This is a genomic window from Bacteroides graminisolvens (assembly GCF_963666085.1).
GTDB lineage: Bacteria > Bacteroidota > Bacteroidia > Bacteroidales > Bacteroidaceae > Bacteroides > Bacteroides graminisolvens.
In genome coordinates, this window is the sequence record NZ_OY762556.1 from 1,779,266 (window position 1) to 1,791,326 (window position 12,061).

The 12,061-nt window shown below is 41.3% G+C and carries 3 protein-coding genes, 2 tRNA genes and 3 rRNA genes; 7 read left to right on the plus strand and 1 reads right to left on the minus strand.

All coding sequences use genetic code 11. The annotated features are described in order from the left end of the window. Positions 1-11: 11 nt before the first annotated feature. Positions 12-1,778 carry a signal peptide peptidase SppA gene (gene sppA / locus ACKPCE_RS07340; protein WP_319504681.1) on the minus strand — a complete coding sequence of 589 codons (1,767 nt, stop codon included), beginning with the start codon at positions 1,776-1,778 and terminating at the stop codon, positions 12-14. A gap of 1,855 nt (positions 1,779-3,633) precedes the next feature. Between sppA and ACKPCE_RS07345 the strand changes: the two genes are divergently transcribed. The 7 genes from ACKPCE_RS07345 (at position 3,634) to leuC (ending at position 12,060) form a co-directional block, all read left to right on the plus strand. Continuing rightward, positions 3,634-5,158 (plus strand): 16S ribosomal RNA (locus tag ACKPCE_RS07345). 159 nt (positions 5,159-5,317) lie between these two features. Next, a tRNA-Ile gene (locus ACKPCE_RS07350) sits at positions 5,318-5,391 on the plus strand. A 15-nt stretch (positions 5,392-5,406) separates the two neighbouring features. After that, positions 5,407-5,480: transfer RNA gene (locus tag ACKPCE_RS07355), tRNA-Ala, on the plus strand. 141 nt (positions 5,481-5,621) lie between these two features. Further along, positions 5,622-8,505, plus strand: a 23S ribosomal RNA gene (locus ACKPCE_RS07360). Positions 8,506-8,577: 72 nt separating this feature from the next. Then, positions 8,578-8,688 (plus strand): 5S ribosomal RNA (rrf, locus tag ACKPCE_RS07365). Together the 16S, 23S and 5S rRNA genes with 2 tRNA genes alongside form the textbook arrangement of a ribosomal RNA operon. A 431-nt stretch (positions 8,689-9,119) precedes the next feature. Beyond that, positions 9,120-10,619, plus strand: a complete 1,500-nt coding sequence (locus ACKPCE_RS07370) for a 2-isopropylmalate synthase (protein WP_024997254.1) — start codon at positions 9,120-9,122, stop codon at positions 10,617-10,619. Between the two features lie 46 nt (positions 10,620-10,665). Next, on the plus strand, positions 10,666-12,060 hold the full coding sequence (gene leuC, locus ACKPCE_RS07375; protein WP_319504682.1) for a 3-isopropylmalate dehydratase large subunit: 1,395 nt from the start codon (positions 10,666-10,668) through the stop codon (positions 12,058-12,060). Position 12,061: the final 1 nt, after the last annotated feature.

The window sequence follows — 12,061 nt, forward strand, 5'->3', positions numbered from 1 at the left end:
TCCAATGACATTTATTTTATATTTAACTCGAACGGTACGCGGGCTTGCATAAAGTCTGCCTTTTCTAGATTCTTTAGCATGCTAAATCCGTTGTAATAATCTCCGAGTTGACTTTTCAACATACGGCTTTCAATATAATTGCCCGGTTTTGAATTAAGTAACTCTTGCAATACATTTTTTCGGTCAGGATATCCAACGACCGTATAACCTTCAACTTTAGCCTTTTTTACTGCTATTTCCAGCGCTTTATCAATGCCTCCGAGTAGGTCAACCAAACCGATCTTTTTGGCTGCTTCTCCTGTCCAGACTCTTCCTTCTGCTATTTTCTCAATTTCATTTTTGCTCATCTTACGTCCTTCGGCACAGCGACTTACAAACAAATCATATCCTTGATTTATATACATTTGAAGTAAGGTTTGCTCGTCTGTATTCATTCCACGCATGATGTTTCCGAAATCTGCAAACTTGTGAGTTTTTACAACATCAAAGCTTAATCCTAATTTGTCTGTTAGTCCTTTGGCGTTAGGTATCAATCCAAAAATACCAATAGATCCGGTTAGGGTGGTGGGCTCGGCAACGATAGTGTCTGCGGCACATGAAATATAGTAACCTCCTGATGCTGCATAATCTCCCATGGATACAATTACCGGTTTTTCTTTTTTCAATTGGCAAACGGCTTCCCATATTTGTTCAGAACCGAAGGCACTGCCACCTGGTGAATTAACACGAAGTACTACAGCTTTAACATCTTTGTCTTCTTTCAACTTGCGTAGATCTTTGATGACTTCATTTGAAATAATCCCATCTTCATCGGTACTGCTTGATCCACCGTCTATTTCTCCGAAGGCATAGTAAACGGCTATGATGTTTCCGCTTTTGTCTTTGGGTGTGTTTTTCTTCACATTGATCATTTCATCAAGTCCCAACACGGCAAGGTTGTCATCTTTATCTATTTTAACTAGCTGCTTGAGGTAATCACGTACGTCATTTTTATAAATTAATGTATCCGCCATACCACTCTTTACAGTTTGTTCGGCAGGGTAGAACATTAACATACGATTAGCGTAATTATTAAGAGAGTCAACTGATATCTTACGTGATGTAGCAACATCAGTTATGATTTCATTCCAAATAGAAGTTATGTAGGCTGTTACTTGTTCTCGGTTAGCCGGGCTCATCTCGGTTGCCGAAAAGGTTTCTACGGCAGCTTTATATGTACCTACACGAAAAACTTGCATCTCAATGCCTAATTTCTCTAGCAATCCTTTTAAGAATAGAGGTTGAGATGCCAATCCTCTCCATTCAATAGCACCTTTAGGGTTGAGCAATACTTTATTGGCAACGCTCGACAGATAAAACATTCCTTGAGTATAGTTATCACTATATGCAACAATGAATTTACCGCTTTTTTTAAAATCGTCCAATGCGTCACGTATTTCTTGTAATGATGCAAAATTAGCGTTTAATGATGCTGCTTGAATATATATTCCTTTAATGTCATCATTCTCTTTCGCTTTCTTTATGGATGCTAAAATATCATCTAATCCATAAGTCGAATTCTCTTTGTCAAACAACTCTTTAAATATGTTGTCTGATGTACGTTCAACCAAGCTTCCATTCAAATCAAGCATCATAATGGAGTTCTTTTTAACAACTGTCTCGGTCTCAGTGCTTGATAGCATACTAAACACGACAATAATGCTAATAACAAACATAACAATACTTGTTAGTATTATTCCTGTTATTGTGGCAAGTGTGAATTTAAAAAAATCTTTCATTGTACTTATTCTTTTTGTATGTTAGCTTTTTAATGCTAACAAAGATAGATAATAGGGTTTACTTTTCCATATATGTCGCAGCTTTTTTTCTTTAGTCACATTTTACTTGTCTTTAATTCTCTGAGCTCTCTTGTTTCCCTTCTTGCCATTGTAATAACGTAGTTTCTTATAGTCGGTTATTTCTGATCACGTTTTTGCGCATTGCCTTCTTTCCACATATTAACCCCATGAATGAAAATCCAATTGGCAGAGTTAAACACGCGTTAAGTAAATTCCGCCAACTGGTAGAACTAATTTTACAAATTCACCCCTTGATATCCTGAATCATACAAATCTTGTCAAGAGCAGGTTTATATATTATTAACGGGTAAACCGGTAAGCAACAAGGAGCAGCAAGACTTTGGTAAAACATAACCGACTTTTTAAAAAACATAACCAACTTTTTGAAAAAGATAACCGACTTTTTCAAAAAGATAACCAGCAATTTTAAATCATAAACCGTCTTTTGGTTCCTGAGCAACCGTCTTACGACCGTAACACGGTTGCTCAGGAACCTTTTGCTACCGTGCGAACGGGCGCGAGACACCGTGTGAATGTTATCATAAACCGTCAAGACATAAAAAAAGGCAAGAGTACGAACTCCTGCCTTTGCGCCTATAATAATTGGAATATACTATAAGCTTATAAGTACAAAGATAATACATTATCCTGTCAATTCCAAATCCTTGTGGTCGTTTTATCAGGTTATTATTAGGGCACAAACCGTGGTGTTTCGAATGTAACGAAAACAGCCAATCCGCAAAATAAATACATAAAGTAACCAACGAAAATCCCTATATAAAAACAATAAACAGCTGTATGCTTATAAGGAATCATCACCAAAAAAGTTGGTGATACTTGGTGATACTTGGTGAGGCTTTTTTTTAGCCAAGTGTCACACATACAAAACTGATAATCAAGGCATTGCAAGTTTGGTGATACTTGGTGATACTTTATTTCATACTTTTTATGAGGAAAAACGACACCTGTGCGAGTATTCGTTGGCAGAATTCATGAAGTTAAAAGGGTGATGTCAGGAATGGAAAGTCCATTGCCGGAGTTACATTTGCGCTAAGTTAATTCCGCTAACGGGTTCCCTTTATATAATATAAGGTATGCCATTTCTTCGTATTTCTCCGGTTCCCCCTTTCTTTGCATTTATTTTCCTGCTGTTACCTCCTGATGTCTAGCGCTTTAAGCCTTTTCGTTCCTTTCTTCTTAAAAAAAAAGAGTATGATCTTCTTGCTTTGTATGGCAAAAGCTTCTACTTTTGCACCCGCTTTGCAAGAGAGACAAAGTGTTTTCTTGAAATGTTGATAAAGCGCCTGTGAGGTTTGACTTATGCGGTTTTACTTTTAAAAAAAAACTTCTCTGAAAGTTTGGAAGTGAAGCTAAAAAGTCTTTATCTTTGCAGTCCGGTTCGCAAAAAAAGGATCTTTTTTTGTTTAGGCCTTCGCTCTTGCCAAAAGAGTTTTGAAGGAGAAAGCGAAAAAAACTTCCGAAAACATTTGGTTGTTACTTTTAAACTCCTTACCTTTGCACCCGCTTTAGAAAACAAAGCGAAAATAAAAGAAGCGTTCTTTGATAGAATTACATAAACAATACAAGTAGTACAATAGCAAAATGCTTTTCTTCTTGTTTGGTTTCTTCGGAAACGGATCATTTAAGAGAAGTTATTTTGGGTAAAATTTAGAACCGTCAATATCCTGCTTTCAGCAGGGTGTGAACTTAAATAAATTTACGAAATCCTGAACAGAGCTAAAAACTGCTTATGAGAGATACTTTCGGGTATTTTTTATAAGTACACAATACTTTTACAATGAAGAGTTTGATCCTGGCTCAGGATGAACGCTAGCTACAGGCTTAACACATGCAAGTCGAGGGGCAGCATTGGGGTAGCAATACTTCAGATGGCGACCGGCGCACGGGTGAGTAACACGTATCCAACCTGCCGCTTACTCGGGGATAGCCTTTCGAAAGAAAGATTAATACCCGATGGTATAAAGAGTTCGCATGTTCTCTTTATTAAAGAATTTCGGTAAGCGATGGGGATGCGTTCCATTAGATAGTTGGCGGGGTAACGGCCCACCAAGTCTACGATGGATAGGGGTTCTGAGAGGAAGGTCCCCCACATTGGAACTGAGACACGGTCCAAACTCCTACGGGAGGCAGCAGTGAGGAATATTGGTCAATGGACGAGAGTCTGAACCAGCCAAGTAGCGTGAAGGATGACTGCCCTATGGGTTGTAAACTTCTTTTATAAGGGAATAAAGTGAGGGACGTGTCCCTTTTTGTATGTACCTTATGAATAAGGATCGGCTAACTCCGTGCCAGCAGCCGCGGTAATACGGAGGATCCAAGCGTTATCCGGATTTATTGGGTTTAAAGGGAGCGTAGGTTGACATATAAGTCAGCTGTGAAAGTTTACGGCTCAACCGTGAAATTGCAGTTGATACTGTATGTCTTGAGTGTACAAGAGGTGGGCGGAATTCGTGGTGTAGCGGTGAAATGCTTAGATATCACGAAGAACTCCAATTGCGAAGGCAGCTCACTGGGGTACAACTGACACTGAGGCTCGAAAGTGTGGGTATCAAACAGGATTAGATACCCTGGTAGTCCACACAGTAAACGATGAATACTCGCTGTTTGCGATATACAGTAAGCGGCCAAGCGAAAGCATTAAGTATTCCACCTGGGGAGTACGCCGGCAACGGTGAAACTCAAAGGAATTGACGGGGGCCCGCACAAGCGGAGGAACATGTGGTTTAATTCGATGATACGCGAGGAACCTTACCCGGGCTTGAATTGCAGAGGAATATAGTTGAAAGATTATCGCCGCAAGGTCTCTGTGAAGGTGCTGCATGGTTGTCGTCAGCTCGTGCCGTGAGGTGTCGGCTTAAGTGCCATAACGAGCGCAACCCTTATCATTAGTTACTAACAGGTCATGCTGAGGACTCTAGTGAGACTGCCGTCGTAAGATGTGAGGAAGGTGGGGATGACGTCAAATCAGCACGGCCCTTACGTCCGGGGCTACACACGTGTTACAATGGGGGGTACAGAGGGCAGCTACCGGGCGACCGGATGCCAATCCCAAAAACCTCTCTCAGTTCGGATCGAAGTCTGCAACCCGACTTCGTGAAGCTGGATTCGCTAGTAATCGCGCATCAGCCACGGCGCGGTGAATACGTTCCCGGGCCTTGTACACACCGCCCGTCAAGCCATGGGAGCCGGGGGTACCTGAAGTACGTAACCGCAAGGAGCGTCCTAGGGTAAAACTGGTGACTGGGGCTAAGTCGTAACAAGGTAGCCGTACCGGAAGGTGCGGCTGGAACACCTCCTTTCTGGAGTGATTTCGTAAAAGGTTTTATGATTATTACTTTAAGTCTGATTAAGGTTAGATTTATCTGTTGTACTACTGGTACTTGTTTATTTAATATATAGTTGTTAGATAACACAAGAGAAAAAAAAGAAGCCGAGCCGAAAGGCAAGGGTTTGAACACAGTCCTATAGCTCAGTTGGTTAGAGCGCTACACTGATAATGTAGAGGTCGGCAGTTCAACTCTGCCTGGGACTACGAATCTCTTGATTCGGGGGATTAGCTCAGCTGGCTAGAGCATCTGCCTTGCACGCAGAGGGTCAACGGTTCGAATCCGTTATTCTCCACTTCAGGTTCTTTAGAACCGACAACGATCTTTGACATAATGTACAAAAGCAAAAAGTAAATTTTTTAGTAAGAGCTAAAAGTATATATCAACCATACGTTTTGATTCGATATTTATATTGGATTAAGAAGTGTTTGATAAGAAGAAAGTAAGCAAGGGCACATGGTGGATGCCTTGGCTCTCAGAGGCGATGAAGGACGTGATAAGCTGCGATAAGCTTCGGGTAGGTGCAAATGACCTTTGATCCGAAGATTTCCGAATGGGACAACCCAGTATCTTGAAGAGATATTATACTGCTATGCAGTAGGCTAACGCAGGGAACTGAAACATCTTAGTACCTGCAGGAAAAGAAAATAATAATGATTCCGCTAGTAGTGGCGAGCGAACGCGGAATAGCCCAAACCATATATGTTACGGCATATATGGGGTTGTAGGACCACGATGTGGGATCTCAACAGTAGAGAAGAAGTAACTGGAAAGTTATGCCATAGCGGGTGATAGCCCCTTATTCGAATACTGTTTGACCCTAGTGGTATCCTGAGTAGCGCGGAACACGTGAAATTCTGTGTGAATCTGCCGGGACCATCCGGTAAGGCTAAATACTCCTGAGAGACCGATAGTGAACCAGTACTGTGAAGGAAAGGTGAAAAGCACTTCGAATAGAAGAGTGAAATAGTTCCTGAAACCATGTGCCTACAAGCGGTCGGAGCAGCCTTGTGCTGTGACGGCGTGCCTTTTGCATAATGAACCTACGAGTTACTTTTTCCGGCAAGGTTAAGGGTCTTGAGACCTGCAGCCGAAGCGAAAGCGAGTCTTAACAGGGCGATTTAGTCGGAAGGAGTAGACGCGAAACCAAGTGATCTACCCTTGGCCAGGTTGAAGGTTAGGTAACACTAACTGGAGGACCGAACCGATAAGCGTTGAAAAGCTTCCGGATGAGTTGAGGGTAGGGGTGAAAGGCTAATCAAACTTGGAGATAGCTCGTACTCCCCGAAATGCATTTAGGTGCAGCCTTGTTTATTACTAATGTGAGGTAGAGCGACTGATAAGATGCGAGGGCTTCACCGCCTATCAAGTCTTGATAAACTCCGAATGCGCATTAGTTTGAGAACAGGAGTGAGGGCGCGGGTGCTAAGGTCCGCGTCCGAGAGGAGAAGAATCCAGACCATCAGCTAAGGTCCCCAAATAACCGCTGAGTTGAACTAACGAAGTCAGATTGCTAAGACAGCTAGGATGTTGGCTTGGAAGCAGCCATTCATTTAAAGAGTGCGTAACAGCTCACTAGTCGAGGAATTTGGCGTGGATAATAATCGGGCATAAGCGGTTTACCGAAGCTATGGAACCATATAATGGTTGGTAGGGGAGCATTCCACTCTGCGTTGAAGGCGAAGCGTGAGCTTCTCTGGAGCGTGTGGAAACGCAAATGTAGGTATAAGTAACGATAAAGGGGGTGAGAAACCCCCTCGCCGAAAGACTAAGGTTTCCTGATCAACGCTAATCGGATCAGGGTTAGTCGGGTCCTAAGGCTCCGCCGAAAGGCAATGCCGATGGCTGAAATGGTTAATATTCCATTACTACCTTTAAGAGTGATGTGGGGACGGAGTAGTGATAGTGCCGCGAACTGACGGAATAGTTCGTTAAAGGGTGTAGAAGTTGAGGAATGCAGGCAAATCCACATTCCGATTCGAACCTGATAGTATGGAGCGTCTTCGGACAATCCAATAGTGCATGTAAGCAGACTTCCAAGAAAATCCGCTAAACTTAATCTTATAGGTACCCGTACCGTAAACGGACACACGTAGTCGGGTTGAATATACTAAGGCGCTTGAGTGAATCACGGTTAAGGAACTAGGCAAATTGACCCTGTAACTTCGGGATAAAGGGTCCCTCCTCGCAAGAGAGGGCGCAGAGAATAGGTCCAGGCAACTGTTTAACAAAAACACAGGGCTGTGCAAAATCGAAAGATTCCGTATACAGCCTGACACCTGCCCGGTGCTGGAAGGTTAAGAGGAGATGTTATCGCAAGAGACGCATTGAATTGAAGCCCCAGTAAACGGCGGCCGTAACTATAACGGTCCTAAGGTAGCGAAATTCCTTGTCGGGTAAGTTCCGACCTGCACGAATGGTGTAATGATCTGGACACTGTCTCAACCGTGAGCTCAGTGAAATTGTAGTATCGGTGAAGATGCCGATTACCCGCGATGGGACGAAAAGACCCCGTGAACCTTTACTATAGCTTAACATTGAATTTGGGCCATTGATGTGTAGGATAGGTCGGAGACTATGAAGCGGGTACGCTAGTATTCGTGGAGTCGCTGTTGAAATACGACCCTTTGATTGTTTGAATTCTAACCCGTTTGTAATGGGGACACTGTTTGGTGGGTAGTTTGACTGGGGTGGTCGCCTCCAAAAGTGTAACGGAGGCTTCTAAAGGTACCCTCAGGACGATTGGTAACCGTCCGTAGAGTGTAATGGCATAAGGGTGCTTGACTGGGAGACCGACAAGTCGATCAGGTAGGAAACTAGAGCATAGTGATCCGGTGTTTCTGTATGGAAAGGACATCGCTCAAAGGATAAAAGGTACTCCGGGGATAACAGGCTGATCCCTCCCAAGAGCTCATATCGACGGAGGGGTTTGGCACCTCGATGTCGGCTCGTCACATCCTGGGGCTGGAGAAGGTCCCAAGGGTTGGGCTGTTCGCCCATTAAAGTGGCACGCGAGCTGGGTTCAGAACGTCGTGAGACAGTTCGGTCTCTATCTATCGTGGGCGTATGAAATTTGCGTGGCTCTGACACTAGTACGAGAGGACCGTGTTGGACTGACCTCTGGTTTACCGGTTGTGCCGCCAGGTGCATCGCCGGGTATCTAAGTCGGGATTGGATAAGTGCTGAAAGCATCTAAGTACGAAGCCAGCCACAAGATTAGATTTCTTAGGGTCGTCAAAGACGATGACGTTGATAGGTTGCAGGTGTATAGATAGAAATATCACAGCCGAGCAATACTAATTGCCCGTTCACTTTCTTCTTGTCAGTATGGTTTTTATATACGTTTAGCTGATTGATTGATTTATTTTTTGTGTACATTATGTCTACCTTATTAAGGTGACTATAGCACAAGGGTTCCACCTCTTCCCATTCCGAACAGAGAAGTTAAGCCTTGTCACGCCGATGGTACTGCGTAACAGTGGGAGAGTAGGTAGTCGCCGTTTTTAGAGAAGTCCTGCAGCTATAAAAGCTGTGGGACTTCTTGCGTTTAAAGCCTACCGGAGATATCTAATTTGAAACACAGGATAGCCTATAATAATGAAATATATTCCATTATTAAAACCGTCTATTTTAGTTATATATTAGCTGTTTTATGATTTAATCTCTTATGAAATGATGTTTTTTTAGATAAAAAAGTAACGTTTCATTTGCTATATACGGAATTATATCTATCTTTGTGCCATTAATAGAAATGAAGATTACAATGAACCAATCATTTATATATATTCTACTGTGTGGTATTATTATTCTGCTGGCGAAGTTTAGTGGAAGTGAGTGCTATGCGTGAATATATTAAATTAGAAATATAAAAGCCTTTCTCACTTCCTTGTGTGAAAGGCTTTTTTTATAATATAGAAAATAAAAATAGAAATATATGAGTGATAGATTATTTATTTTTGATACGACTCTTCGTGATGGAGAACAGGTTCCTGGTTGCCAATTAAATACAGTTGAAAAAATCCAGGTAGCCAGAGCTTTAGAAGCATTGGGAGTCGATGTTATTGAAGCGGGTTTCCCCGTTTCTAGCCCAGGTGATTTTAATTCCGTTATTGAAATCTCTAAAGCAGTTACTTGGCCTACAATTTGTGCGCTAACTAGGGCTGTAGAAAAAGATATTGATGTAGCTGTTGAAGCTTTGAAATATGCAAAGCGGAAACGTATTCATACAGGTATAGGAACTTCTGACTCTCATATAAAATATAAGTTCAACTCTAATAGAGAAGAGATTATTGAGCGTGCAGTTGCTGCAGTGAAATATGCTCGTCGTTTTGTTGATGATGTGGAATTCTATGCTGAGGATGCTGGTAGAACTGATAATGAGTATCTAGCTAAAGTGATTGAAGCAGTAATTAAGGCAGGAGCAACAGTTGTTAATATCCCCGATACGACAGGATATTGTCTTCCTTCTGAATACGGTGCTAAAATTAAATATTTAGTTGATCATGTTGATGGAATTGATAAGGCTATTATTTCGACTCATTGCCATAATGATTTAGGTATGGCTACAGCTAATACTATAAGTGGAGTGATTAATGGTGCTAGACAAGTGGAAGTCACAATTAATGGTATTGGTGAGCGTGCCGGTAATACTGCATTAGAAGAAATTACTATGATTTTAAAAAGCCATCATGAAATCAATATTGATACAAATATAAATACTCAAAAAATATATCCAACGAGTAGAATGGTTTCTAGTTTGATGAACATGCCGGTTCAGCCTAATAAAGCAATTGTTGGTAGAAATGCATTCGCTCATTCATCAGGCATACATCAAGATGGAGTACTAAAGAATATGCAAACTTATGAAATAATTAATCCACGTGATGTTGGTATTGATGATAATTCTATTGTATTGACTGCACGTAGCGGACGAGCTGCATTAAAGCATCGATTATCTTCTTTAGGAGTTGATTTAACTCAGGAAAAATTAGATAAGGTATATGATGAATTTCTAAAATTGGCGGATCGTAAGAAGGATATTCATGATGATGATATTTTAGTTTTAGCTGGCGCTGATCGCAGTGTAAACCACCGTATAAAATTAGAATATCTTCAAGTGACTAGTGGGGTTGGAGTGCGAGCTGTTGCGAGTGTAGGACTGAATATTGCCGGAGAGAAATTTGAAGGTGCTGCCAGTGGTAACGGACCTGTTGATGCTGCAATTAAGGCCTTGAAAAAGATTATTGATCGTAAAATGATTTTAAAAGAGTTTACGATTCAGGCAATTAGTAAAGGCAGTGATGATGTAGGGAAAGTACATATGCAGGTAGAATATGATGGAAATGTGTATTATGGCTTTGGTGCGAATACAGATATTGTTGCAGCATCAGTTGAAGCTTACATAGATTGCATTAATAAATTTGTAACAAAGTAGTTATAATAAGAGTAAGATAATCATTAGTTAAAGTAAAAAGATAGAGATGAATACATTATTTGATAAAATTTGGGATGCTCATTTAGTTACGAAGGTAGAAGATGGTCCCACTCAGCTTTATATAGATAGATTATTTTGTCATGAAGTAACAAGTCCACAAGCGTTTTCGGGATTGCGCGCCCGTGGTATTAAAGTTATGCGTCCTGAAAAGGTGTTTTGTATGCCTGATCATAATACTCCTACTCATGACCAAGATAAGCCGATTGAAGATCCTATTTCAAAAACTCAGGTCGATACACTAGCAAAGAATGCATCTGATTTTGGTTTAGAACATTTTGGAATGATGAGTCCCAAAAATGGCATTATTCATGTTGTTGGTCCTGAAAGGGGATTGACGTTACCAGGAATGACAATCGTGTGTGGAGATTCTCATACTTCTACGCATGGTGCATTAGGGGCTGTTGCTTTTGGTATTGGTACAAGTGAGGTTGAAATGGTACTTGCATCTCAATGTATTTTGCAGTCTAGGCCTAAAACGATGCGTATTTCAGTTGATGGTAAATTAGCAAAAGGTGTTACTGCAAAAGATATTGCATTGTATATTATATCAAAAATGACTACTGGTGGTGCCACAGGCTATTTTGTTGAATATGCCGGTGAAGCTATTACTGGTTTGAGTATGGAAGGGCGTCTTACTTTATGTAATTTGAGTATTGAAATGGGGGCACGTGGAGGAATGATAGCTCCGGACGAAGTTACTATTGATTATATTCGTAATAGAGAGTATGCCCCAAAAGGTGAAGAATGGGATCATGCTGTTGCTTATTGGAAAACTTTGAAGAGTGCTGATGATGCTGTTTTTGATAAGGAAGTTTCTTATCGTGCTGAAGATATTGAACCAATGATTACCTATGGTACCAATCCTGGCATGGGTATGGGAATAACTCACCAGATTCCTTCGCTTGATAGTGTACCAGAAGCAGGGAGAACTTCTTTTTCTAAATCGCTTGAATACATGGGCTTGAAACCTGAAGAGAATTTGATAGGGAAGAAGATTGACTATGTTTTTATTGGCTCATGCACAAACGGTCGTATAGAAGATTTCCGCGATTTTGCGTCTATTGTAAAAGGTAGAAAAAAAGCTGATAATGTTATAGCATGGTTGGTTCCTGGTTCTTGGGAAGTTGATAAGCAAATGCGTAAGGAGGGATTAGATAAAATCTTTGAAGAGGCAGGCTTTGCTATTCGTCAACCAGGGTGTTCTGCATGTCTGGCTATGAATGATGATAAGGTTCCTGCAGGAAAATATGCGGTATCTACTTCAAATAGAAATTTTGAAGGACGCCAAGGACCTGGTGCTCGAACATTATTAGCAAGTCCGTTAGTTGCTGCAGCTGCAGCTGTAACTGGCGTAATTACTGATCCTAGAACTTTATTATAAT